Origin of the sequence: Pelagibius sp. Alg239-R121 (genome assembly GCF_947331435.1) — a bacterium.
GTDB lineage: Bacteria > Pseudomonadota > Alphaproteobacteria > Kiloniellales > Kiloniellaceae > Denitrobaculum.
The window spans coordinates 26,967-51,003 of the sequence record NZ_CAMZOF010000007.1 but is presented as its reverse complement, the minus strand read 5'-3'; the positions used below and the strand labels follow the sequence as shown (position 1 = coordinate 51,003).

General features: G+C 55.3%; 22 protein-coding genes. 14 read left to right on the top strand and 8 right to left on the bottom strand.

Going from position 1 to position 24,037, the window contains the following annotated elements:
* Positions 1–16: 16 nt before the first annotated feature.
* A complete protein-coding gene (locus QMZ18_RS22010; protein WP_282608512.1) occupies positions 17–1,351 on the top strand; it encodes an FAD-binding oxidoreductase in 1,335 nt (444 codons plus the stop codon).
* Positions 1,352–1,561: 210 nt separating this feature from the next.
* Here QMZ18_RS22010 and QMZ18_RS22005 read toward each other — a convergent pair whose 3' ends face one another.
* Entirely contained in the window at positions 1,562–2,014 is a 453-nt protein-coding gene (locus tag QMZ18_RS22005) for a hypothetical protein (RefSeq protein WP_282608511.1), read from the bottom strand.
* Between the two features lie 633 nt (positions 2,015–2,647).
* Here QMZ18_RS22005 and QMZ18_RS22000 point away from each other — a divergent pair.
* A complete protein-coding gene (locus tag QMZ18_RS22000) occupies positions 2,648–3,274 on the top strand; it encodes an HAD-IA family hydrolase (RefSeq protein WP_282608510.1) in 627 nt (208 codons plus the stop codon).
* A gap of 85 nt (positions 3,275–3,359) precedes the next feature.
* On the opposite strand, the gene QMZ18_RS21995 is transcribed toward QMZ18_RS22000, so the two are convergent.
* Positions 3,360–4,406, bottom strand: a complete 1,047-nt coding sequence (locus QMZ18_RS21995) for a LuxR C-terminal-related transcriptional regulator (RefSeq protein WP_282608509.1) — start codon at positions 4,404–4,406, stop codon at positions 3,360–3,362.
* 203 nt (positions 4,407–4,609) lie between these two features.
* On the bottom strand, positions 4,610–5,554 hold the full coding sequence (locus tag QMZ18_RS21990; protein WP_282608508.1) for a hypothetical protein: 945 nt from the start codon (positions 5,552–5,554) through the stop codon (positions 4,610–4,612).
* 377 nt (positions 5,555–5,931) lie between these two features.
* Here QMZ18_RS21990 and QMZ18_RS21985 point away from each other — a divergent pair, with 377 nt between their 5' ends.
* Positions 5,932–6,513, top strand: a complete 582-nt coding sequence (locus QMZ18_RS21985) for a CARDB domain-containing protein (protein WP_282608507.1) — start codon at positions 5,932–5,934, stop codon at positions 6,511–6,513.
* Between the two features lie 82 nt (positions 6,514–6,595).
* On the opposite strand, the gene QMZ18_RS21980 is transcribed toward QMZ18_RS21985, so the two are convergent.
* Both QMZ18_RS21980 and QMZ18_RS21975 read right to left on the bottom strand, forming a co-directional pair.
* Positions 6,596–7,216, bottom strand: coding sequence for a hypothetical protein (locus QMZ18_RS21980; protein WP_282608506.1), 621 nt, complete (start codon positions 7,214–7,216; stop codon positions 6,596–6,598).
* Positions 7,217–7,409: 193 nt separating this feature from the next.
* Entirely contained in the window at positions 7,410–8,399 is a 990-nt protein-coding gene (locus QMZ18_RS21975; protein ID WP_282608505.1) for a hypothetical protein, read from the bottom strand.
* A gap of 459 nt (positions 8,400–8,858) precedes the next feature.
* On the opposite strand from QMZ18_RS21975, the gene QMZ18_RS21970 reads away from it, so the two are divergent.
* The 6 genes from QMZ18_RS21970 to QMZ18_RS21945 all read left to right on the top strand — a co-directional run bounded on the left by QMZ18_RS21970 (position 8,859) and on the right by QMZ18_RS21945 (position 13,823).
* Positions 8,859–9,527, top strand: coding sequence for a hypothetical protein (locus QMZ18_RS21970; protein ID WP_282608504.1), 669 nt, complete (start codon positions 8,859–8,861; stop codon positions 9,525–9,527).
* 304 nt (positions 9,528–9,831) lie between these two features.
* Entirely contained in the window at positions 9,832–11,181 is a 1,350-nt protein-coding gene (locus tag QMZ18_RS21965; protein WP_282608503.1) for a S8 family serine peptidase, read from the top strand.
* 121 nt (positions 11,182–11,302) lie between these two features.
* A complete protein-coding gene (locus QMZ18_RS21960; RefSeq protein ID WP_282608502.1) occupies positions 11,303–11,551 on the top strand; it encodes a hypothetical protein in 249 nt (82 codons plus the stop codon).
* A 63-nt stretch (positions 11,552–11,614) separates the two neighbouring features.
* Positions 11,615–12,187: a hypothetical protein gene (locus QMZ18_RS21955; protein WP_282608501.1), complete on the top strand. Its 573-nt coding sequence runs from the start codon at positions 11,615–11,617 to the stop codon at positions 12,185–12,187.
* A gap of 43 nt (positions 12,188–12,230) precedes the next feature.
* A complete protein-coding gene (locus QMZ18_RS21950; protein WP_282608500.1) occupies positions 12,231–13,220 on the top strand; it encodes a hypothetical protein in 990 nt (329 codons plus the stop codon).
* A 168-nt stretch (positions 13,221–13,388) separates the two neighbouring features.
* The gene (locus QMZ18_RS21945) at positions 13,389–13,823 is read left to right on the top strand and encodes a hypothetical protein (RefSeq protein WP_282608499.1); all 435 of its coding nucleotides are present in this window, start codon (positions 13,389–13,391) and stop codon (positions 13,821–13,823) included.
* 252 nt (positions 13,824–14,075) lie between these two features.
* On the opposite strand, the gene QMZ18_RS21940 is transcribed toward QMZ18_RS21945, so the two are convergent.
* Together QMZ18_RS21940 and QMZ18_RS21935 are read right to left on the bottom strand one after the other, a co-directional pair.
* The gene (locus QMZ18_RS21940; protein ID WP_282608498.1) at positions 14,076–14,435 is read right to left on the bottom strand and encodes a hypothetical protein; all 360 of its coding nucleotides are present in this window, start codon (positions 14,433–14,435) and stop codon (positions 14,076–14,078) included.
* Positions 14,436–14,521: 86 nt separating this feature from the next.
* Positions 14,522–16,741, bottom strand: a complete 2,220-nt coding sequence (locus QMZ18_RS21935) for a hypothetical protein (protein ID WP_282608497.1) — start codon at positions 16,739–16,741, stop codon at positions 14,522–14,524.
* Between the two features lie 248 nt (positions 16,742–16,989).
* On the opposite strand from QMZ18_RS21935, the gene QMZ18_RS21930 reads away from it, so the two are divergent.
* From QMZ18_RS21930 to QMZ18_RS21910, 5 genes are all read left to right on the top strand, one after another.
* On the top strand, positions 16,990–17,874 hold the full coding sequence (locus QMZ18_RS21930; RefSeq protein WP_282608496.1) for a hypothetical protein: 885 nt from the start codon (positions 16,990–16,992) through the stop codon (positions 17,872–17,874).
* A 296-nt stretch (positions 17,875–18,170) separates the two neighbouring features.
* Complete coding sequence (locus tag QMZ18_RS21925; RefSeq protein ID WP_282608495.1) at positions 18,171–18,611, top strand: globin domain-containing protein; 441 nt, start codon at positions 18,171–18,173, stop codon at positions 18,609–18,611.
* A 255-nt stretch (positions 18,612–18,866) separates the two neighbouring features.
* Positions 18,867–20,927: a hypothetical protein gene (locus tag QMZ18_RS21920; protein ID WP_282608494.1), complete on the top strand. Its 2,061-nt coding sequence runs from the start codon at positions 18,867–18,869 to the stop codon at positions 20,925–20,927.
* Positions 20,928–20,940: 13 nt separating this feature from the next.
* Positions 20,941–22,152: a hypothetical protein gene (locus QMZ18_RS21915; protein WP_282608493.1), complete on the top strand. Its 1,212-nt coding sequence runs from the start codon at positions 20,941–20,943 to the stop codon at positions 22,150–22,152.
* On the top strand, positions 22,152–22,748 hold the full coding sequence (locus QMZ18_RS21910) for an RNA polymerase sigma factor (protein ID WP_282608492.1): 597 nt from the start codon (positions 22,152–22,154) through the stop codon (positions 22,746–22,748). Before QMZ18_RS21915 ends, QMZ18_RS21910 begins: the two co-directional genes overlap by 1 nt.
* Before the next feature lie 146 nt (positions 22,749–22,894).
* On the opposite strand, the gene QMZ18_RS21905 is transcribed toward QMZ18_RS21910, so the two are convergent.
* Positions 22,895–24,013 carry a mandelate racemase/muconate lactonizing enzyme family protein gene (locus tag QMZ18_RS21905; RefSeq protein WP_282608491.1) on the bottom strand — a complete coding sequence of 373 codons (1,119 nt, stop codon included), beginning with the start codon at positions 24,011–24,013 and terminating at the stop codon, positions 22,895–22,897.
* Positions 24,014–24,037 lie beyond the last annotated feature (24 nt).

Genomic DNA, 24,037 nt, shown 5'->3' with positions numbered 1-24,037 from the left:
TGAAATTGAATTGGCCATGAAAGTCCGCCGCCTCCCCAAGGATCCTGGACCTGCCGCCTGGAATGCGATCCTTCCCGCGCAGACCCACTACCCCGAGCTCAGCGGTCCGCAGAGCTCCGACTGGCTTGTCATCGGTGCGGGTTTCGCTGGATTGGCCGCAACGCGCCGTCTCAAGCAGCTGCGCCCCGGCGACCGCATCACGCTGTTGGAAGCCCGGCGGATCGCCGATGGCCCTGCCGGGCGCAACACCGGATTCATGATCGACCTGCCTCACGACCTGGCTTCGGAGGACTACGGCGGCGACCTGGAACAGGATCGCAAGCAAACCCGCCTGAACCGCGCAGGCATCGACTTCGCCCGGCAAACTGCCGAGGAATACGGCCTGAGCAGCGAAGCCTTCGTTCAGAGCGGAAAAATCAATGCGGCGGCGAGCGAAAAAGGGCTTAAGCACAACAGCGACTACGCTGCGCACCTCGTAACGCTGGGTGAGGCCCATGAATTGCTCGATGCGTCCGCAATGAACGAGCTGACCGGAAGCAACTATTATCGGGGCGGACTCTTTACCCCGGGTGCAGTCATGATTCAGCCGGCGCTCTTTGTCCGAGGGCTGGCGGGTGGACTGGGTTCGAACCTGGTCTCACTCCATGAGCAGACGCCGGTAACGGGCCTTGAACGAAAGGACGGAGCCTGGATTGCGACGACGCCCAAGGGCAGCGTTTCGGCGCCGAAGGTCATCCTGGCGGTCAACGGACATGCCGAGAGCTTCGGTTACTTTAAACGCCGCCTGATGCACGTCTTCACCTACGCCTCCATGACGCGCGCCATGAACGGGGAAGAAGTAAAGGCGCTGGGCGGACAGCCGGTCTGGGGATGCACGCCCGCCGATCCCATGGGAACCACGGTCCGGCGGATTTCGGGCACCGGCGGCGACCGGATCGTGATCCGCAACCGCTTTACCTACGACCCCTCCATGGAAGTGAGCGACCGCAGGATTGCCGCGGTCGGCCGGGATCACGATCGCGCCTTCGCAAGCCGCTTTCCCATGCTTGCCGGGGTCGGAATGGAGTACCGCTGGGGCGGCCGCCTGTGCCTGAGCCGCAACAACGTGCCGGCATTCGGCGAGGTCGACAGCGGTCTTTATGCGGCCTGCTGCCAGAACGGGCTCGGCACCGCTAAGGGAACTCTTGCCGGCATGCTGGCGGCAGAGCTCGCCACGGACACGCCCTCCGAACTCCTGCAGGATCTGCTCGCCGAAGCTCCGCCTCAGTCACTACCGCCCGAGCCCGTTGCCTGGCTCGGCGCCAACGCAGTCATCCGTTGGGGCGAGTTGAAGGCGGGCACAGAGCTTTAGAACCGTCACCGCTCTCGACCCGGATCACCATCGCACCGCATGACCGTTTCTTTACGGCATCGCCGCGCCGGTTTCGCTCACGGCAGCTTATGAGAAATCTTCAAGCAACGAGGAACCGAAAATACAGTAGTTTGTGTTCCTTGCTCACTTTGCGTTCGTTTATTCGGTCACGGCTATTCCCATGACCGGCACCACCCGTAAAACCGTCATCTATGTCGTTTGCTCATGCATGGTTTCCAGCCGCAGTGCAGACATCGCTACCGACATTTTTGCGCCTCCGACCTTAAGAAGAGCGATTTGAGAAGAGTTGTTACACATATGGCCTGAAGCCCTGGCCAGATCACAGATTGTCTCCAGAGACGAATTCTCGCTGGCATCAACACGCTGCAGTACGGCGATAATATCTTCGTGGATGCTTATGAGCGCAGTGAATAGACTCGAAGGCCGCTCCTGGTTCAATCGATTCAGAAACCCTACAAAAATCCTGTTCCGCGCAATGAGTTCTTCTACTGCTCCGGCAAGCTGGTCGTGGCGAAGATAGCGAGATTCGTCCAATTGGCGACGGATAAACGGATATGTTTTGGTCTCTGGCAAGGGATCTTCTCGAAGTCTTAGGTGCCTGTAGCGTTTGTCGCTTGTGAAGATTTGCAAATACTTTTGCATCCAACCACCAGGAACCACGTAGAGCTAAAGATCGATTCTACTGGCACAGCAAAATAATTGTCTTTTGTACTTGCCACGCGCTCTCTTGCAGAGGATACAAAGCAATTGAATACATAAATCTCGCTAAAAAAATACTAATATTGACAATTATGTGTATTTTATTGAAAACAATACTATAGTATGGTTTTTCTACGCGCCCCTTACTTACCACGACGACAAGGCGCGAGCCTGGGGTCGGCCATGCATTCAAGGTCTCGAACTGCCGTCCACGCTTAAAAAAGGAAGTGTATAATCGAGGGCGAAGCTGGAAATCGGCGCGCGTCGTGAAAACAAATTCTCAAGCAAAATGACCTGCTCAATGGACAGTTCACCTCTACTCTCCGGAAGGTTTCAATATGGCGCAATCAGGCTGAGACCTATTCAATTGTTCTTATGGAATGGCGAGAGTTTCGGGCGTGTGGTCTTCTATAATCTTTGGGGATCTGCCCAGAAGAAAAAACGACAAAAACATTCTAGTTTGAGGACTCATTTTTCTGGATGTGAATGAAGGTCTGCAATAGGAAAAAACTTTGATTATCGAGCCGTTGTTCAATCTCTAATTCGGCAGTATTTGTGAGAGGAACGAATCAAAAAGTGTTGCAGCTAGATCGAGCTTATTCAGCCGTCCTATTCGATATGGATGGAACGCTCTTGGATTCCCGAGTCGTGGTTGAGCGTGTATTGACGGATTGGGCCATTACCAACGAACTCGACCCCACTGCTTTACTTGCAGTTTCGCATGGTCGAAGAACAATTGACGTACTTCGAGAATTCGCGAAAGCGAGCACGGATTGCGAAGCTGAGGCTGCTAAAATTGAGGCGGCGGAAGCCACCGATGTCTGCGGCATAGTGGCGATCCCAGGGTCTGCTGATCTATTGAGCCAATTGCCGCCAAGGCGTTGGGCTGTGGTGACATCTGCTGGCCGTGATCTCGCTATCCGCCGGTTAACAGCAGCCTGCCTGCCTATTCCCGAAGTGCTAGTGACCGCGGAAGATATCGAACACGGGAAGCCTGATCCTTCAGGTTACGTCTTGGCTGCAGAAAAGCTCGGTACGAATGCCGAACAATGTTTGGTCTTTGAAGACGCACCTGCAGGCATTCAAGCGGGGCTAAATGCAGGAAGCGATGTGATCGCGATAGGCTTCGCCAGTCCGGGTGATACAAAACCAAATTGTCCGTTGATTTCAGATTTCCGAGCAATTGAATTCAGATTGAACTGAAAATCGCGGGCCGGCTCGTGCCCCTAACGACAAAAGAAAAATTGAACGCGGTAATCGACGTTTTATGAATACGCGCCCTAGCCGTTTACTCGACGTCCCGGCTGTTAAGCAGCATCGCCGCTTGGGTTCGGTTCTTGACACCGAGCACCCTGCAGGTCTGCATGACATGGCCTTTTACCGTTGCGAGTTTGATTCCGAGTTGTGCGGCAATCTGGGCGTTCGAAAGGCCTTGAATCAACATTGCGCCAATTTCTTTCTGGCGTCTGCTCAATCGCCCATACGCCACTTCGGCTTCCTTGCTCATCGGCGCGATCTTGTTCGATCTGTTCGAGGCGTCGATCTGTTCCCATGGCACGAAGGTGCCCCCGGCAAGCACCAGACGCAAGATCTCAATGAGGACGTCGCCGGCAGTCGTTATAGTAACGTAGGCGTTAGCTCCGGCCCGCATCGCAACGCGTAGCGGCCATTGATCCTGAGCAGGCGACAGAACGACAACCGGGACGGATGGCAGGAGCCTGCGTAACGCGGTCACTTGATCCGCGTTACTAAAATGCGGCGGTGTCAATTCGATGAGAATGAGATCCAGGTTCTTGTGCTTGGAGACTATCTTCACTGCCTGGGAATAGTCGGCTACTTCGCGGACCTCAGGCGTCTTGGCAAGAGAATTCAGGGCTTCGCGCAAACGGCTGCGCATATCAGCATCCTGGTGGATGATCATTGCGTTCAGCTTGGGGCGCAATAGGGACCGTTCGCGTTCCGGAACAGCATGCTGAACCGAAATCCAGTATTTTATGGCACCTTGTTCATCATGAAGTGGCGAAATGTACCACTCGAATGTGATCTCCTGGCCGTCCTTCGCATAGTTTAATATCGACCCGAAAAAGCGGTCCTCATCGCGCAAGGTTTCGCGCATACGCTTCAGTTCCATCCGGTCAGTCCCGGCGCCCTGTAACACCCTGGGGGTCTTGCCGATGACTTCTTCCTGCGAGTATCCGGTGGTATTCGTGAAAGCCGGGTTGGCGTAGACGATCTCCGGCCCCGGAAATTCCATCTCTGCAGTGGTGACCAGCACAGTGTCGCGAAGATGTTCGGCAAACGGCCGAATGAACTCAATCACAGAATCGGGATACATTTGCTCTTTGCTTAGATGGCTAAAATGATAGCAGGCTTAGGACGTTATTATAGTGGAGTGAGAAGATCTTGTCAGAGGAAACTGCACGGGCCGGCCAATCCGCTGAACCTCATGTGTCGCGCAGAGCAGTGCTTCCTTCATTTGTGCAGGGCAACGGAACGCTTCCGCGTGAAAATGTCTCGAATGACTGCCTATGGTCCGCGCTAAAGTTTGAGCGCTTCGGGAAAGATCGAGATATTGACATAGCCTTCGAAGAACCGAACACGCAGACCTATTCCCTCCCGAACAACGGTCTTGTGTTCCTTGAGCGAGTCCAATTCCTGCTCCGACACCTCGATGGCATCCTGCAACCATTCCGCCACGGCTGGCCGGCCAGGGAACGCATTCTCGATAAGACTGAATGCATAGAGGCGGTTTCTGTCGACCTCTGCCTGGTGATCGGTACGCAGCTGATAAGAGTACCTGACCGCGAGCACATCATCCGCAGTGCCGAGGGTTTGCAACTCCGCAAAAGTATTTTCAGAGAAAAACCGATCGCTGTGGCTCCCCGGCCCGGTAGAAAGCTGTCCCATCCCTTCTTCGCGCTGCGGGAATGCTTCGCCGAGCCCTTGAAGGAGCTGGGCTTGCGAAAGGCTTAGAGATAAAGGCAGGGCGCTTTGCGGGGCCGCGGTGCTAACGCGAAACACCAGACGGTATCGTGAGGTTCCCGCAATCTGCTCACGCGCAACAACGACGTCGTAACCCTCTTTCTCTTCTCTGTAGGTGTCGACACCGGCAACCGCTTCGAGTTCGAAGAGCCTACGCCGCACCCAGGCTTTGCCTCCCCGCCATTCAGGTAGTGTATTGCGAAGGATCCGGCCCGCCCAGGCGCGTGTTTGCTGGCTCTCTGCTTTGGATCCGGGTTCATAGCTGAAACGAAAGGTCGTTATCGCGCCGGGCGACCCGAGTGTCTCCAGGAATGCACCGTCAATTGTCGAAGGAAGGCGATCGCTCTGCATGCCCGTAGCCCCGGCCAGACTCCCTTCTCCCGCCAATACGACAGGAAACTGCTTCTCCAGACCGCGAATGACACCTTCCAACGTAAATTCGGCCGTGGCCGCTACTGTGGGACCATCTTGACCTCTACCCGTAACTTCAGCTCGTGCCACCTGCCTGCCTCCCTGATCCGCAATAATAAGATCGAATAGAAACTGAGACTCCAGTGCCGCAAACACTGATGGAGATTGCAGGGTGAGCCATAAAGCGATCGACAGCCTGCAGCGACAGACAACCCATAACATCGGGGACAAAGCTCTCACTTGTTCGGTCTCGCACTCCGCGTGTTTCAATCAGATTCGTTCAATTCAGAAGGTGAGTCGAAACATCCCATTGCGGGGTTCAAACATCTTCACACGCCCTCCTGCGCGGGTGATCCCTTCGTAAAATAGTTCAGGAAAAAAGCCTCGAACCCGTCTTCTTTTGAACGCCGAAACGAAGTGCCGCGACCAAGGAGGCAACAAACAATTCATTCGAGGAGCAGCGTTAAATGTTGAATAAAACCATCATGGCTTCGGCAGCAATTGCTGTCGCATTACCTATGCTTACGCAGGATTTGGTCGGCAGCTCTGAAGCAGAGGCAAAATCACCTGTGCAGCTGGCGGAAACCAAACAACTTAAGTTGGCGCCGAAGAAACCATCACCACCAACCCGAACGCCTATCGTCAAACCAGCTAAACAACATCCAGGCGTTGGGCCATACATCGATCTCTATGGCGAACCCTACTATCAAACCGGTATTGAAGGTCTACCCGGCAATTACTATTGCTCACCCCTTTTCGGTAACCATAAAAGACCCAACAGCGTAAGGATCAAAGTCCGCAATCAGGGCAATAAAACAGCGGGCCCTGTGCAGGTCGTCTTTGATTTTAACGGCGGTAAAAAAGAGATGCAGACCTTACCGATGAACCTTCTGGCGGCGAATTACATCTTCGAAGCAAAGATCCCGCCAAATGCCTGGAAGAACGGTTCCGCCAACTTCACGATCCGGATCGACCATCCCAACAAAGTCGCCGAGCGAAACGAAAAAAACAACACCTACAGCAGCCATTGCTTAGAACCGCAAACCTAAATCCAAGTTAAATCAATCGGGGCGCCATGATTACCTGAGGCGCCCCGTTTCTTTTGCTTACGCCTACGCCTTCTGAGTGCGATCATCCCATAAGACCTCGGCGCGTGCGCCTATGGGCAAAAAATGCGAACACGCTCACCCCGAAAGCGAACAGCCATAGAGTTCCCATCTCCGGAACGGAAGCGTGCGGTGTAAAATGACCATAAACCCCGCTGGATGACATCGCCGAATCGAAGTCCTTGACTGTCAATTGGCTGGTGAGCGAATCTGTATCAACACCTTCTTCATTGCGCGCCAAGACAACCCCGACCGCATCCGGCATGGGCGACACGGCGAATGGAATTGCGACCGCACAGTTCTGCGATGACGTACAGCCGAAGGTCAGGGCCGGGCTTGAATCAAACATGCCGTCCAGGCTATCCAGAAAGACAAGATTGAGCAGCGCCTGCCCCGCGCCGAAGGCTTCGGCTTCATTGCTGAAGACGAAATCCGAAGCCTCATCGCAACCATCAAAGATCGAGATACAGGATCCTTCCACAAACTGGACATCGAAGAGTTTGCCTCCGATCTTAAGATTCTGAGCGCCGGTAAGCTGCCCGCTCTCGATGTTCAAAATTGGCAGGGCCTGAGCGGTACCAGGGACAACAAGCCCAGCAGCAAAGCATGCGGCTTTAACCAACGGTTTCATCGATCTAAACGGCATCTTGTTTTCCTCTCGGCAAAATTTTTACGGATTAACTATGAGGCTGTGTCGGTTTTGACATGCATTTGGTTCAAAGTGATCACCCTTCCCATGACAGAGCAGAGGGTGGCACCAAGTCGGTTTTGCCTTGCGTGAGAACAAAAAAGGGCGACTGAACAGCCGCCCCTGCATTTTCTCATGCTGACTTCTGAAGCTACTTTCTGCGCAAGCGCTGTAGTTTGAAATCCTTCTTGATTGCCTTCGTCGGTGAAGCCTTGTTGTTGTTTTGAGGCTTCGCCGGACCCGTCATACTGCCGGCGCCGCTGGCACATGGAACACTCATCGTCGTCCAAGGAGTGGAAGCCGCATGGCCAATGACCGTCATCAGGTACTTCCGCGTCGTCGGCTGGTTGATGTTGTAGTGCTTACGCCACCTCAGCAATCCGCTATTTGGAATGTTGACGTTGACCCTTTGGCTCAGCCCGTCGTCCCGCGTGAGGATGAGCGTGGTCGGGCCGGCTTTATTCGCCCTCAAAGTTGCCGTCAAAGTTGCCTTCACCGGGCATTTGAAGCGGTCACCTTGGTAGGTGAAGTCCAGCTCGGCACTTGTAACTTTGAATGCGGCAGCCTTGCAGACCACATTTATTGGGAACAGATTATTCGCCACGGGAAAGAGGTAGGAAATCTGCCCAGGGTCTGACCATAGATTGGCGGGGCTGCCGTTATAGTTTTTGTGGCCATAGGCAATTGTGGCAACCATCCTTACATCAAAGGACTTCACGACCTTTTTATTCTGATTCCCATGACTTTCGCAGATCCGACGCGCCTTCCTCACAAAGCGTTTTAGATGCGGAAACTTGATCACACCCTGGATATTCTTATCGACTTTCTTCAGACCGAGCACCGCCGCGCCGGTACTCGATAAGACTTCCTCGGACTTGGGATCAGCCACCAAGCCTATTTTGTAACCGTGAACACGGGTGTAATGCTGCCGTGTTCCGATTTTCAAGCGCGCCTGAAAACCAAAACTCCCCTCCTCCTGGACGATCCACTGGCCGTCAATCGGTTCGAAAACCAACGCCGGATAGTCGTTCAAGGTGGAGTTAACCGATGTCAAAGATACGTTCTTGAGGTCGTAGTCCTTCGCCAACAGCGGCCCACTTCCGGCACTCGAACAACCGGCAGCAACGACGATCGCCGCCACAGCGAACTTTGCGCGCCTCAGAACTTCAGAATGCCTCATGGGGTCTCTCCTCAGACTTTGTTGTTGCGGCGGCTCCCTCGGAGCACATCTCCATCGAAGGCCGTAGCCCTTAGTCGGCGAGTGCCGCCGAAAGGTTCAATTGGTCGCCGTAAGTTTTTTTGAACCCGCGCAGCTTCCTTCCCGACTAACGCCAGAAAGCCGGGCTTCGTATCAGAAGCGCTTCATTGTTCTTTAGGCAGTGAACGAAGCACGCGGCCCTTCGGAAAAGTGCGTGCATTCATTTCAGATTGAACGCTCACCGCTCGGACAACGACATATGCAGCGAGATCACTTTGAAGAACCGGAAACCCGCCAGAGACAACAATGGACAACTGTCGCGACACAAACACCGCGAGAACGCGCGCATCACAGCGGGACGCATATCTGTTGCAGCCTTGCCCGGCACCTGGGAGCCCATTCATGACCGATAAACCAGATGAACCAAACGACCTTGAGCTCAGAAAACTCCTTCCGTTCTATGTCAACCGAACCCTGGATGAACAGGAGTTGGCAAACGTTGAGGACTATCTGATCCGGTCTGAAGAGGCGCGCGGGGAGGTCGCTTACCTGCAGCGGCTGCGGCAAGCCGTCAAAGGAGAACCCAGTGAGACATCGCCGGGTAAGCTTGGTCTGATCCGCCTGCAACGAGATATCGCTCTGGGGAAAGGCCTGCAGCCGGCCTCAACCGCCAAGACCGGCAAGCGAGCCAGCAATCTGGCTCGGGAGGCGCAGTTAAGCGCCCGGGGTCAGGGGGTAACAGTCTGGTGGCGCCACCTTGCGATCGCTGCTTGTCTCACGCTCGCCGTAATGGCCGGCCTTTCGCTCGCGACCGGGCAACGCCGCGACGATAATCCTCAACTCGCTGGTGCCGGATATGGCAGCGAACTGCAGATCACCTTCAAACCTCAAGCTAGCGAAGCGGCCATTCGCGCACTCTTGCTGGAAACCGGCCTTTCCATCAAGGAGGGGCCATCCTCGCTGGGTATCTATCGTCTCAACACCGGCGCCCTCGCCGGAGAGACGCTCGAGAATGTTTTGAAGAAGTTAAAGCAACGTCGAGATGTGGTCGAAACGGTGGAAGTCGAGTAGAGCGATGTTGATCAGGTCTCTCCTGGCACAGGTTCTTGCTGTGACTTTGTTGGTTTCGTCGCCATGGGCATCGATAGCACAAGATTCATCGGCATCACCATCGAGCACACCTCCCTTGCCCGGATCTTCCACGAAACTTCCTTCACCCACCGCGGAAGGGCTCGAATCACCGCCCACCGGCCCGGCGGACCTGCGTCGCCCTCAAAATAGGCCACGAAATCCTCCGGATAGTTCGAACAGACCGGAAGGGATTGGATTGCTGAGCCTCATCGGCCCACGGTGCTTTCGCCCGGGAGACCTGGTCATGATTGAGGGGAACGGCCTTATGGCCGCCCGCGGTCTCTCGCTACAGCTCGAGCTGCCAAGCGGCCGACTGCCACTCGACGTCGCTACCTGGCAAGGGTCCCGCCTTATCGCCAACCTTGGGAACTCTCCGGAGTTAAAGAGCGGTCATCGCTATAGCCTTACCCTCTTTGATGATCGCGGCCGCCGCACAGGTCAACCGGCCAGCATCGAACTTGAACTCTGTTCTTCCGCTTTGGCGGACGCCACCACCCCAACAGGACAGCAGGGAAACACGGCTGTTCCAGGCGAAGTTACTCTCCTGCTCGCAGATCGGCAGGAAGAGTCTCAAGGCACGATCGCCGCCCTTGGCTATCGCATCGCAGAGCGCGTGCCGTTAGCTGCTTTGGGTCAGGACATCTTTCGGGTTTCGCTGCCTGCCGGCACGACATTGGATGAAGCCGTCAGAGAGCTCCGGGCGGCATTGCCCGATGCCGTCGTCGATCGGAACTCACTATATGATCTGCAAACGGGACCCCGCTTTTACGCAAAGCACGTAATCAATTGGCCCGCAGACTTTCTACGCTGTGCGGGTGGGGGACTGGAGAGCCGCATCGGTCTGATCGACAGTGGCCTCGACCGGACCCACCCTGCCCTCGCCGAACAAAGCATCGTGCTGAAATCCTTCCTTAACGGGGAGAAGACTTCGGAAGGTCTTGAGCATGCAACCGGGATCGCAGCATTGCTTGTGGGGCGACCTGGCGTTGGAACACCGACCGGGCTGTTACCCGCAGCCCGGCTCTACATCGCCGAAGTCTTTCAACGAGATGCCAAAGGTACGACGCGTGCGTCCACATTGACCATCTCAATTGCCCTGAATTGGCTCGCCGAGGAAGGGTTGCGGGTGGTCAATCTTTCTTTTGCGGGACCGAGAAACGCTGTCTTCTCAGCGAATCTGGCTCAGGCCAGCCGTCAGGGCATGGTGCTGATCGCAGCGGCAGGAAATTTCGGTTCGGAGGCACCGCCGGCATTTCCAGCAGCCGAAGAATCAGTGATTGCGGTGACGGCCGTTGATTCCCGCCATCACCTCTATGTCAAAGCCAGCCGCGGCAGTTACATCGATTTTGCCGCGCCCGGCGTCGATATCTGGACGGCGAAACCGGGCGGCGGTGGCGCCTACCGCAGCGGCACCTCATTCGCGGCCCCCTACGTCACCGCAATCGTCGCAGCCGAACTGTCCCTCAACCCGCGCCTGTCCACCGGGTTGCTTTCCGAAAGTATGCGCCGGAACGCGCTGGATATCGGATTGGCTGGAAAAGACGATCATTTCGGCTGGGGCTTGGTACGTGCCCCAAGGGGCTGCAGTGATTGATGCCGAAGGACAGTAATTATTGAACGCAACAACGTGCATGAGCGACTCATGGAAAACGAATCTCGATCACTAGAGATAATACCTGCAGCGTTTTTCGAACTGATTTGTCTGGTGCCGCGCAATGTTCAAACTCAAAAAATCATCCGACTATTTTTTAGACATGGCCATATATGGCCTCATTATGTTCATCGTCGGCGGGGTCGTCTATTTCTACACCCTAAATATACCAAGCTTCGACATCGCCATACAGGGGAGCAGACTGGGCCTATTGGCCTTTCTCGGTTTTATCCTGGCCGCGACTGGGGCGCTCATCGGTTTCGTAGCAGCTATCTTTTGGTACCTGACAAAGTCGCACTCCACGGATACCTGAGATACTCTCATGAAGCTGGGACGTGGTAGCTGCATAATGATTGAAGGCAAAGGAATTACCAGAATGTTCAAGGCCGTTCTCTTGTCTGTGATTTCCGCCCTGGTCCTCTTCAGCGGGAATTCCACCGAAGCACAGGAAGTGTCGTCGCGCGACAAACCCTTTTTCGAGACCGTGACCGAACGTTGCATTCTAAAGGCCTCGATCGAGAAGAAGGACAGTTTGCTGCGCCTAACCATCGTTCACACCACCGCAGGTCAGGACTGTGCCTTCAGTGCAGAGGATACCGTCTCGCTCTTTTCCGACCTGCTGGCCGCGCATGAAGCGGCGGCTAGCGAGACGAGAATCAATTCGCTCATGCTGGGTTCGCTGGAAAATTACGACTGGATACAGCGGTACCTGATGAACACCGCCCGTGAAGATGAGGCTTGGTCTCAGGAAAGTGGAAAGCCGGCCTCGATGCACGCTAACCACTATGTCAATGCCATCTTGAGTCGACCGACGGTCCTGAAGGTCTTTGATCGAGCAGGAAAAACCCACGGCTACAGCTTCTCCGGCACGAGTTGTGAAAAGGTTTTCGTATCAGATGAAGGGCTGCCATTCGACGCCTTTTGCTGGCTTGAACTGGCGCCGGAGTAGGATGGTTTCGCAATTCAGCATTATCCGGCGGTGAACCATGCGGATGCTGTCGACAGTCGCTTTGCTTTTCAGTCTTGCGGCAACCTTTTTGTCTGTTTTTTACGGAATTGAGTTCGCTGTGGGGGCGTCTGCCAACCAGGTCCTGGCCTGGTGGTGGTCCCACGGAGAGGGTCAAGCAGCGGTTCTCTCCTTTTCCTTTGGTCTTCTTGTCTTTTCCTTTGTGTTTTCCCTCTGGGCAATGAGCTGGCTGCAGATTCTCTGGGGCCGGCCAGCACAATATGTCTGGCTTGGCCCAGCGTTGAGAAACAACAAAGACTACTACTTTGCCCTCGATGATCCCGCGAAAAAACGGCTGGTGGTGCAATCGCGAACGGCGCAGTACGGCAACAGTTCGGGGAGTGCCGTCGACATCCTCTTTACCATCCACACCATGCTGCGTTACGGGCCGCACGCCGAACAGGCCGAGAAACTCGCCAACCACAACACCCGGTCGCAGATTGTGCTGGTCCTGTTTCAATATCTGGCGCTGGCCTTTGGCCTAATCGCTGTAGGACAGGTGCTTTACCAATATGCAGAACAGCAAGGGCATGGCCTGACAGCCAGCCTGTTATCCGTCACGGGCAGCGTTGTTATCACGCCGCTGGTCGTCCTTCATTTTCTCGGACTCGTCAGCGGCCACCTGGTCCTTCGAAGAAAATCCACGTCGCTCAAAATTGCGGGGCATACAAAAGCCCGAAACCTCGATCTCAAACCCGGTGACAGAATTTCGGTCACGCTCATGGAAAATGCGAGGGAACGGGATTCAAGCGGGAACAAGCCGTTCAAGAGCTTCTATCGTGTGGAGTGGCCCGTGGAGCATGGGCTGGCGGCCAGCGCAGTGATCGCATTTCGCGCCACCTGGAAGCTCAGGTCTGAAATCGAAGAACTCGATCGAATGACCAAACGCCGCCGTAAAATCGATTGCCTTGTTGCCGACGACTACCGTCTTCACCCCCTCCTGCTTTCGAATGCCAAATCCGTCGACTGGATTTAACTGCTGCCGCAAAGACAAGACGCAGACATAAATCGTTCTGCAGTGGAGCCCGCACCCCTAATTTCAATTGTTTCAATATCTTAATTTGGATTTGAACCCAGGCACCCTCGCAACCGTCTTACTGATGAGTTTCGCAAAAGAGTGAATTTCAAGTAAGGAGAGAACGCAATGAAACGCAAGTTGGCGCTGCTTTTGGCAGCTAGCTGCCTGATCGGATCCGTGTCTGTGGGACCCATCGTATCCGCAGAAGGTCTGACTCCGGTACCGGCACAGCACAAGTCTAAGCCCAAACCGCAAACACCTGGTTTCAATACTGAATCCAACAGCACCAAGCCTGGCAAGATCATCGTTACTCCGGCAGTGTTGATCAGTTGCATGCCCGGTTACAGCAAAGTCGGCGAACACAAGACCGCCGGTGCCGTTGATGTCATGAAGTGCCAGTCACCGGTCTATGAATGCCCGCACAAAAGTAAAATCAAACGCAGCAACGGCTCGGACGCAAACGGCCAGGGAATTGAGATCAAGAAGATCCCGGTCGGCGCCGGCGATTCGAACCGCTTCAAGATCGAGTACACCTGCACCTACTATTGGGCCATGGGGTAACCGACACACACCTGCCTCCAAACCTTTCAACCGCTCTGGGAAACTGGAGCGGTTTTTTTTGACCCGGATCCTCGCGAAGGATTGATGCCCGGCAGGCATACGCGTTTTGACGGCACGGGCTCAAGCGCGCACCTGCAGGTAAGACAAACCATGTCCGAAACGGATACAGAGGCACCGAAGCGGCAGAATCATCCCCGTGAAAGAGAACGGCCGGATCGTGAAACACAACGCTTCGAGGGCGCCCGCAGGCTGTCACACGCGGGTCGTCAAGAGCACAATGTGGGCCACTACCAAGCAGGCCACAAGACTCCCTCCCATGATCAGCGGATACATGAGCGCATGCCAGAGATCACTGAAATCGAGGGTGAAGAAAGGGATAGCCACTGCCAGCAACGCGAGGAAGCACTGAAGCCAAACGACCACAAAGCCGGGCTGCTGATGCTGAACGAGCATGCCGTAAACCACGACGGTCACCACGAGGGTCAGGACGATCCCACTATAGGCGCCGTAGTAGGCAGGATGATAGACGGAACTGGGAATCAGGCCGAATAGAAAGCCCGCAATCAAATGCAGTGGAACAATCAAATAGGTTGCGTAGGTCGGCAAAGTCATGATCGAAAATAGCCCAGGTTATTGAAAGAGTCGGAACAGCCGGCTGCAATCGGCGGAGCAGCCGGCTGTACCACACCAGACCGAGACTACTTTTTCTTCATCTTGGCCGGTCCCGCTACCAACGGCAGTTGGAAGTCGGAGGTCTTGCAAGCCGTCTTAGTCCTTTGACCGCTTGGGCAAACTTCCAGTCGCCAATGACGCCCGCCCTTTAACGCTCTCAACTTGAACTTGGCAGAGGTGCCGGTCATCTTCTTAGGCAGACCGGCTGAACGCAGAGGCAGATAGCCGCCATTCGCCTTGCGGTAATAAGTCAAGAGATAGGCGGTTTTCGGCTTGCCTCCCGACAGGCGGATCTCTCCTTTCTTCGCCGAACCTTTAGGACTAAGGATCGCAAAGCCCGGTACTTGCTGAAGGACTTTCACTCCGCCCATCGCCTGCTGCGAATGAGTTGGCTTGGGCTTACCCGTGGTCATCCGGCCAGCACCGCCAATGGCATTGCCGGGCATCTTCGCTGGTCCCGCCGTCGAACCGTCGCGACTGCCGCCGCCGAGCGCGACTTCCTCCATTTTCGCGCAGTGAAAAATCTTCTTTTCTGTGCCCGATTTTAATAGGACGCCGCCGGGACCACCACTGACGAGGATCTCCAGGTCAACGGCCTGCTGCGGCGAACTGCCGGTCAGGCCCACGCCCTTCCAGGAAAGGTTCAATTCGATCGGGCCGAAAGGCTTGAGCTTGCCATTTTCAACACTGAAAGGAACCGGACCAATCACGGTCTCGCCAGCGTTCATGACAACCTGGCCGGAAACCGAAGCGCCGGCCTGAAGCAATCCACGGAGCTTGTAACGGACCGGGCAGATGTAAGCGCCGCCGGTTTTAGCCGTGCGGGAAACCTCGGCCGTGACTTTCGCGGTGGAAATCAGAGGCTTGCATGAGAATGTCTTTTTGACCGACGCCGTATCGACGATTTCGTTGGCGCTGTTGGTGACATTCATCTTGAAATCAACCGACTGCTGATAGCCGAGCTCTGCAAGAGAAGCCGCGTCCCAAACCAGGTCATGCGCCATTGCGATAAACTGCTTTTCGTCCTGCTCAAATTCGTAAAGCCTGGTTTCAGTATTCGTAAGATTGGCCAGCAAGGAAACAGCCCCCTGCCCCGGTCCACGGCCCTCAAGCAACCCTCTGTAGCGGATCTTGGACGGACAGGAGTGCCGGTCGCCGACAAGCGTTTCTCCGATCACGGATATTTCGAGGATAGTCGCCTTGGGCGGCAGCAAGGTGGTAACGGTATCCGAACCCGTATTCGCCGCACAATCGATCTCATAGTTCGCCCAGTTCGAAGTGAAGTATGAGCTCACACCGACCATGCGGATCTTACCGCTCGGCGCAGCATTTTTGGGCAGTTTGTAATCGTGCTTGAACGACACAGACTTGTTGTCGCCGGTCGTGACCTTGTGAAGGGCGCTTTCATTGCCGCTGTCACCGGCGTACCGAAATTCCACCTCTTCGTTCGCCTTCTTGGTCGTGATGCTCCCCGAAAACTCGAGCTTACAATCGCCGGTAAAGCCTTTTTTCACTTCGGCTTCGAGGCTCGCCGACTGAACCTCTTTCAACAACCCCACTGTCACAGGCCCAATCTTTGTCTTTTCGCACTTCACTTTGAAGGTCGGGTTTAGAACGGCTTCAACCGGCAGGTCTATAATGTTGTCCAGACCCGTCATTTCATACTGCAGCCCCCCCCAAACACCAATCTCGACGTCGTAGTCCGAACTGAAAATAGCGGCATCACTCATGCCCGAGCTTCGGAGATTTTCTGCAAGGCGATTGCACCCATCTATGACAAGATCGGCATAATCGGCCTGTTCAATGCGCATTGTTTCTGTTCGGTCAACTTTTTTTGGCCGATTACCGAAGGGATAGCTGACCGTCTTCCCGCTGGCTTTGAACTCGATCCATTGCAGGCCATACAAACCTGCTTGTTTGCCATAGATTTCCGGCCAAGCACTCCACGACTTAACCCGACCGGATACCTCGGCGTCCAATTGGATACGCAGTTTGACCACGATATCGGAGTATTGGCTCGACAGCGTGGTGTATTCCTTGCCATTGCTGACGACCTTAATGCTCGGAGCCGTGAGTTGCGCAACGCCGACGTCACCCGTATCCGCCAATGTTGCACCGGCAAAGGCGAAGCTGGCTGCTATCACGGAAGCGGTTAGCAATCCTCGCCCAGGCGAAGGCGTCCGGGTGCGAAGACCAGGGGGAATCCTTCCGAGAACTTGGGCGTCAGTGTTCAAATCACCTGACATGTTTAACTCCTATTTTCAAACTATCCGGAGGCGCGGCAGCAAGATGACGCCGCACCTCTCAGTCGGGCCGGCGCTGCGGAGCGTTCAATTTCACTGACGCCCCCTACGTCACCGAAAGTTCGACCTCCCGATGCAGAAATACGGATTCAAGATTTCGCTTTTTTTGAACCGGAAACCTCATCGCGCCGACTTCTGGTCAATGCGCGTGCGACTGCGGTCAAACGAAACACAGTCGAGGTTGAAGTTGGATGAGACGAAATGTTGCTCTGGTTGGACTGGCGTTCAGCTGGATCTGCCTGACCGGCATGGCGCTCTTTCTCTCCGCAAATGACGAGCTTTCCCGCAAGGAAATCGCGCGGATCTCAAACGCATGCGACGACCGGCTCCGGCCCTATGCCGATCCGGATATTTTTCCCGATAGCCTGGATGCGAAGGAACCCGCGTATTCTTTTGCAATCTACGCCCGCTGGGATTTCCTCTTAGGTCATCGCTGGGAGCGTCCTCGTCCGGACATTCGCCAAATCATCTTTTACAGAGGCGACCACTTCAGTTGCATCCTGTTCGATCATCAGGGCTACCCGATCGGCGAATACAGCCGGTTTACTCTCTTCGGCAGTCATGAGCGGCTCGCCTTTTGGCGCAGAGCCGGAAGCAACGAGGACTTTCAGCTTGATTTCGTCCTGATCGAAAAGGAGCAAAAACCGCAGGTTCGATATGTCCTGTCGTTTGATCCGGCCAAAAAGAATATCTGGCGCCACGCCCTGACGGGGCATGAGCGCGGGAAAACCTTACTCGACGCAGAAGTTCGTTTGGACCAGGAAACCAACCGGCTCACGCTGGCGGGGCCGGCCGTCGGCGATGCGCTGATTTCAGAGCGCGGCGATGTTCTGGAAACTCATCTGCGTTACTGCGCAGGTGAAGATGAGGGCTGCAAACCTCTAACCGAAAAATCAATTTATAACTACGACGCAGCGGGCAACCTTACACACACTCATCGCAGCTTCGGCGGCGAAGAAACCTATACGGCTTTCCAGCTCGATCTGAACGCCCGGGGCGATTGGGTCGCAAGAAGCCGGACGACCTTGCAGAACAGCACAAACGTCGAGCGCCGCGCCGTAATCTACCGTGAATGACGCACGCACGAGGCGTTCAAAACCGCCTCGCGGTTAGTCACCACAGAACGCGGCGGCGCAAATCTGCATCACCCTGGTGCGGCTCTGTGGCTTCATGCGCATCGCATTCATCTGTATGACAAAACGAGTTGTTGATACGGCTCTGCGCATACCACCTCCCAGTGTATTGGCCTGCTGTTCGCCAAGCCGTCAACAGTGACTGAAATGACAAATTCGGCGAAGGGAGATCCGGCAGACAAGTTGAATCCTAGCGCGTTGTCTTGACGTTGCGCCTCCAGAACGGAGATCGACAGACAGTGGAACTGACACAACGGGAAATCGACCTTGTCAGAAGTAGCTTTCGCATCGTGCTGCAGGACACCGAGCGCGTAACCGACCGCTTCTACAGGAACCTGTTTAAACAAGCACCGCAGACCCGCGCCCTGTTTGTCAATGATCTGGGGAATCAAAGCGTCAGAGTCATGAGTCAACTCGGCCTCGTGGTTTCGCAGTTGCAGAGCCTGGAAGATCTCACGCCCGTCTTGAGGAGCCTTGCCATCCGCCATGTGGGCTACGGCGTAAAACCGGAACACTATTCCCTGGTTGGGCGCGCACTGCTGCAAACCCTCGCAGAGGTACTTGATGAGCGCTTTACGTCGGAAACACGTTTGGCCTGGATCACCGTCTACAGCGGACTTTCCACCCTCATGAAGGAAGCTGCGTACGGCAGTTATGAACCTTCGCGCTACGCCCCTTAATGAATGAACGGGAAATTTACTTTGAGTTCAATATTCAATGAATCATTACTCGGAATGAAACGAAATCAGTAAATACAAAAACTAAGCTAAAACAATTATTTAAATTTTTATTTGTTATTGACGCCTATTTATCGATCACATCAGAGGTGAATTGTGGGATTGCTGGGGACCTGCCTAGGCACGAAGTTCAGTTTAGCGCCGAGGACTCTGCGCACAGTCGGAGCAAAAAACGTGGTGTGGGGGGCTTTGACGAAAATGCTCCGATGTACTGCTTCGAGTCTGCTGCTTTTAAGCTCAACGGCCTTCGCTCAGGATTTGGTCGCGCCAACGAACACAACTGTCACCGACCAGGATGACTGGATTGGAATTCTCATTCAATCTGCCAACGGCAGCAGTTACGGCCCGCTCGAAGACCTCATCGTCGAAGTTCCGGACCATGTCCCATTCGAGACATTGCCCCGGCTGGGGCTCGAGGTCGACGCGATTGACGTAACGCCCTTACTCGCTTTTGAAAATCAGCGGTTTAACTACCGCCCCCCCCAGGCTCTTCAACCCGGACAGCACCAACTGCGCCTCATAGAAGTCACCCTGGACGGTGATGTCGTTGAGCGCGGAAGTTGGGATTTCACTGTCTCCAGCGAGGCCGCTATAGCCGATAACGGTCCGGACGAAAGCGACGCCTCAATTTCCGCAACAAACGCCGTGGAATTCAGCCAGAGGCTGGCGGACAAAGGCTTCGAAGACACGCCTGCGCGTGGGCAGGTATCGGGCGGAGGTTACGCGGACGCAGCTTACAGCCATGGACAATGGTCGGTAACGAACAACGCAAATTACCTGATCGAAACGCAGAAAGACCGCGCGGTTAGCGGCCGCGGATTCGATCTCGGCGAGTATACATTTAACACCCGCTTTGATGATGAGGACTTTTTTGGGCAGGTCGCGCTGGGCCATCAAAGCCTCAACACAGATAGCTTCATCATGTCGAACTATAGCCGTCGCGGTCTCTCCGCGAGCCTCGGCAGTGGAGACGAATTGCTCTCCGTTACCGGCTTCAGTTTTCACCCCGAAAGCGTCGTCGGCAGCGAGAACATCACCGGTCTGAACGATAGCGACAATCGGCTGATGGGGTTCCAGGCGACCGCGCATCCCGTACCAGCCTGGGGCAAGGACTTCTCGGTCACCGGAGTTTACTACAGCGGCAAGGGAACCGAGGGCGGTGTCGGCATCGGTGGCGATAGCAATACCAACCAAGGCGATGGCTGGAGCGTCATCGCCGAGCGGCTCCTGTTCGAGCGAAGCGTCAAGATTACCGGACAGTTTGCGCGCAGCAACTTCGAGCAAAGCGGAGTGGTTCTCGGCGACGACGAGGTTTCGGGAGATGCCTGGTCGCTGGCTCTTTCCTATACCCCCTTTCAGGCCGAAGAAATAGCTGGTCAGTATCTGAACCTTACTCTGGGTGGTCGCTACGAGCGGGTCGACACCTTTTTCAGCAGTCTCGCCAACTCTTCCCTGGCGGCCGACCGGGACAGCCTGCTGCTCTATTCGGATTTGTACTGGGGAAACATCTCCGCAAACGCACAAGGACTCTACCAGACCAACAACGTGGATGACCTCTCGGGTCTGCCGACGGACAGCCTGCTCAGTCTTCAGTTTACCGGGAGCTACTATCCAACGATCGAGCCGCCCGCGGAAGACGAAACCGATTGGCTGGGGCAACCGTACTTAAACCTGAATATTGGGGCTGTGGACAACGAGCGGGTCGAAACTCCAGAGGATTACTTCGGCGGCAGTACAGACAACAGTCACCTCTCGGTCACACTGGGCGGCGGATCGAGCTACGGTGCATGGGGTTGGCAGATTTCGGAAACCTTTGCACGGTTTCTGGACCGTACGGACGCCTCATCCGATACAAAAAGCTATTTCACCGATGTCTCAGCCAACTGGACGATCAGCGATGCTGTCCAGTTAAGCGGCGGCGTTCAGTGGGGCCTGTTCACAGATACAGATGCGGACACCAGGACGCACAATGTGAACGTGAACCTTGGAGTCCAGGCTGAAATCCTGCCTGAAACCTTGAGGACATCCCTCAACTACAATTTGAACCTCCTGACCGGCGATGGCGACACACCAGACAACACGGTCGCGAACGGCGAGATCGAATGGACGATCCTTCCCCCGACGGAAAACAACGTCGGCATCGCGCTCGCATTCCAAGGTCTTTTGGAGAACAAAGATGGCAACGGCGATACGAGTATCGACGGCACGGACTGGCAGCTGTTCAGCGTTTTGCGGGTTTCCGCTCCCATTAGCTATTGATGGATGCGCAGCCATGATCGCCAACTCAGTTAAATCCCTTTCCCGTCATATTTTGCTGTTGGCCATCGCCTGCATGGCGACTTTCACGACGGGCGCACAGGCAAACATCGTCGGTGTGACAACCGCGCCCGGCAGCGCACAAGTCGCCGTACCAAACGGATCGGCCGTGACCTTTACATGGCAGGTCAGACGCGCAAACACCACGCGCTCGCCGATACAGACAATCACGTCAAACGCCGGAACGCTTGAAATAGGCGGAACCGTCGTTGCCACGATTTCAACGGTTTTGTCGCAGATCAACAACACGCCGGCCAATTTGGCGACGACGGAAATCATCAGCGAAACACTGGTTGTACCGCGAAATGTCGCTTTTCAGATGGCGCGGAATGCCGATCTGACTGTCATTTACCGTCGAACTTTTGACGATGGATCCGGCTTTACCTCGAGTGGATCGATCAGACTGGTTCCCTCGACCGGCAGCAGTGTGCCCCTGGGAATTCGGCGCTTGGATCTCTTCTTCGAGGATCAGAGCCGCGTGAAGGTATTGCCCAGCGGTGCAGGACTGGCGGCCCTGGCTGATCTCAATTTCGACGGTTCCGGCACCGCACAGTTCGAATGGCAGATTGCCGAACCAAGTTCGACGCGGGGCGCGTTGGTCTTTCGGCGGCTGCAGGTCTTCCGGCGCAGCCTCGCAGGCCGAGGCCGGGTCACGTTGAAGAGCCCGCCGCTGCCGACCACTTCGCAGGGCCTCTACATTGTCCGTCTGATCGCAACCGACCCGGAATTTAACTTTAGTCCCCCAGAGCTGAAATACTTCGTCGTCCCACGCAGTGAAGCAACCACTGCGCCGGCCGGACAACGGGTCGTACTCTCGGGGCCAGCCGAAGGCGCCTTGTTAACCGGCAAAACCGAATTTTCATGGCAAAGGACTCCGGGCGCGGCAGTCTACCAGCTCGAAATCTATCCGGTTCGTCCAGACGCACCAGTCTCACCCGGAAAAGTGCAGTCGATCGGTGGCGAGCTGTTGATCGACCCGGACGAACTGGCCAAGCAGCCGATCACGGGAATCGTTCTGCCGTCGGATGAAAACAAAACTTCGTTGCAACGCTACAGCCTGGCGCGCCTCGATCCGGGCCGCACGTACCTCTGGCGCGTCAAGGCAATCGCCGGCAATGGGGCCGTCATCGGATTGTCTCCCTTGCGGCAAATCTCGATAGATCGCTGATGCGAATCCTCCATTCAACCCTCGATGAGGAGTGCCCGAAGTTGGAGCAGGAAAGTCCGACGGTTCTGATCGAACGTGTTGCTCAGGGCGATGAAGAAGCCTTCGCGTCGCTTTACAGTACGCTGGAGCCGCGCGTCTACAGATTTATTTATTCCAAGTTGAACGACTCGTTCGAAGCGGCTGACATCCTCAACGAAACCTTTCTGGAAGTCTGGAAATCTGCGGGAAAGTTCCAGGGACGCTCTAAAGCGACCACGTGGATCTTCGGCATTGCCTACCACAAGGTCATGGATCATTACCGCAAAAAGAAGCCTGTGCAGCTGGACGGTCTTGATCAAATCGAACCGATTGACGAAACCGCCGATCAGGCGGCGGCCATGGCGGCGTTGGAAGAAGGCGATCACCTGCGAACCTGCCTCGCCAAACTAAAGCCGGCGTTCCGCGCCGTCATCGAGCTGTCGTTCTTCGAAGATCTGCCTTATCGGGAAATCGCGGAAATCGTCGCCTGTCCCGAAGGAACAGTAAAAACCCGGGTCTATCACGCCAAGGAAGCGCTACGGCATTGCCTGACCAAACAGATGGGCGATACCTTCTGACCCCATGAGCGAGCAAAAAGATTGCTGGCGTGCGGACAACCTGAAATCTGAGCGCGGTCTATATTATCGACGACTCATTTCGAAAAGGGCCGCAGTCAGACAGCCAATGCTTTGAAAGATATCTGGGCCTACTGAAAATCAGGATATTACGCCGAGATCGACGTCTTGCGTGAAAGCCCATTGAGCGCATCTTCATTCATCGTGACCCCCAGACCATGCGAGAATGGGAGACTCGCGTATCCGCCCGCAATGTCGAAATCCACGTCGGCAAACCGACGGCCGGCATCAAGGTAGTCCGGGTAGAGTTCCGCGGTCAGCAGGTTGGGAATGACCGCCGACACCTGCAGCATCGCCGCCATGGCGATCGTCGTGCTGTTGTAGTTATGAGGCGAGACAGCGACGGAAAAGGATTCGGCCAAGGCCGAAATCTCCAGCAACTCCAAAATCCCGCCGCAGCCCACGATATCCGGGTTCAGGACATCCGCGACCCTGGCAGTCAGCATCTCGCGGAACTTAAACTTGCCGCCATGACGTTCGCCGGAAACCACCCGCATAGGCACCTGTGAGCGTATTTCACCAAGCAGGTCGAGATCGTCTGACGTGACCGGCTCTTCGAACCAAAAAAGATCATAAGGTTCGAAGCGTCGGGCTGCTTGCAACGCCAGATAAGGATCGTTCAACGCATTCAAATCGACCATAACATCCGTTTCAGGCCCAACCGCTTCTCGAACAGCGCGCAGAAAATCTTCGGCCTGATTCAGGTCCGGATACTGCATTGGATAAACCTTGACGGCCCGATAGCCGTCGGCCTTTAGTTTTCGAGTTCGCTCGACAACCATTTCGGCACTGGGTAACTGATCACTCCAGGTGTTCACGTAGAGTGGAATCGCATTTCTCAAAGCACCGCCGAGCAATTCGTGGACAGGCGCACCGATCCTCTTACCTTGCAAATCCCAGAGCGCCAGCTCAAGCGCGCTCAACGCGCAGAAGAAATCTATTCCTGTCCGCTTATCCGCAAAATCGAGAATAGCCGTTTGACGCATGGTCCGAGGGCCAATGACCTCTTGCCCAAGGAAGCCGCGTGTAAGGGACAGGATGATTTGCTCAATCGCGGTCTCACGTCCGGCCAGGGCATAGGCCTCACCCCACCCCTCGATGCCGCTGTCGGTTTCGAGTTTTACGAACAAAAAAGGTTTGATGCCGGACCATCCATCAGGACTTTCCGACGCGGCCACCAGATATGTCGAAACAGCTGTAAGTTTCATGATCGTTTTCAGTGTCTCGGCCGC

Bases quoted from the DNA above. Each gene is read 5' to 3' on its own strand.
- QMZ18_RS22010 (WP_282608512.1), top strand. From the start codon at position 17: ATGAAAGTCCGCCGCCTCCCCAAGGATCCTGGACCTGCCGCCTGGAAT.
- QMZ18_RS22005 (WP_282608511.1), bottom strand. From the start codon at position 2,014: ATGCAAAAGTATTTGCAAATCTTCACAAGCGACAAACGCTACAGGCAC.
- QMZ18_RS21995 (WP_282608509.1), bottom strand. From the start codon at position 4,406: ATGTATCCCGATTCTGTGATTGAGTTCATTCGGCCGTTTGCCGAACAT.
- QMZ18_RS21985 (WP_282608507.1), top strand. From the start codon at position 5,932: ATGTTGAATAAAACCATCATGGCTTCGGCAGCAATTGCTGTCGCATTA.
- QMZ18_RS21980 (WP_282608506.1), bottom strand. From the start codon at position 7,216: ATGCCGTTTAGATCGATGAAACCGTTGGTTAAAGCCGCATGCTTTGCT.
- QMZ18_RS21970 (WP_282608504.1), top strand. From the start codon at position 8,859: ATGACCGATAAACCAGATGAACCAAACGACCTTGAGCTCAGAAAACTC.
- QMZ18_RS21965 (WP_282608503.1), top strand. From the start codon at position 9,832: ATGATTGAGGGGAACGGCCTTATGGCCGCCCGCGGTCTCTCGCTACAG.
- QMZ18_RS21960 (WP_282608502.1), top strand. From the start codon at position 11,303: ATGTTCAAACTCAAAAAATCATCCGACTATTTTTTAGACATGGCCATA.
- QMZ18_RS21955 (WP_282608501.1), top strand. From the start codon at position 11,615: ATGTTCAAGGCCGTTCTCTTGTCTGTGATTTCCGCCCTGGTCCTCTTC.
- QMZ18_RS21950 (WP_282608500.1), top strand. From the start codon at position 12,231: ATGCTGTCGACAGTCGCTTTGCTTTTCAGTCTTGCGGCAACCTTTTTG.
- QMZ18_RS21945 (WP_282608499.1), top strand. From the start codon at position 13,389: ATGAAACGCAAGTTGGCGCTGCTTTTGGCAGCTAGCTGCCTGATCGGA.
- QMZ18_RS21940 (WP_282608498.1), bottom strand. From the start codon at position 14,435: ATGACTTTGCCGACCTACGCAACCTATTTGATTGTTCCACTGCATTTG.
- QMZ18_RS21935 (WP_282608497.1), bottom strand. From the start codon at position 16,741: ATGTCAGGTGATTTGAACACTGACGCCCAAGTTCTCGGAAGGATTCCC.
- QMZ18_RS21930 (WP_282608496.1), top strand. From the start codon at position 16,990: ATGAGACGAAATGTTGCTCTGGTTGGACTGGCGTTCAGCTGGATCTGC.
- QMZ18_RS21920 (WP_282608494.1), top strand. From the start codon at position 18,867: ATGCTCCGATGTACTGCTTCGAGTCTGCTGCTTTTAAGCTCAACGGCC.
- QMZ18_RS21915 (WP_282608493.1), top strand. From the start codon at position 20,941: ATGATCGCCAACTCAGTTAAATCCCTTTCCCGTCATATTTTGCTGTTG.
- QMZ18_RS21910 (WP_282608492.1), top strand. From the start codon at position 22,152: ATGCGAATCCTCCATTCAACCCTCGATGAGGAGTGCCCGAAGTTGGAG.
- QMZ18_RS21905 (WP_282608491.1), bottom strand. From the start codon at position 24,013: ATGAAACTTACAGCTGTTTCGACATATCTGGTGGCCGCGTCGGAAAGT.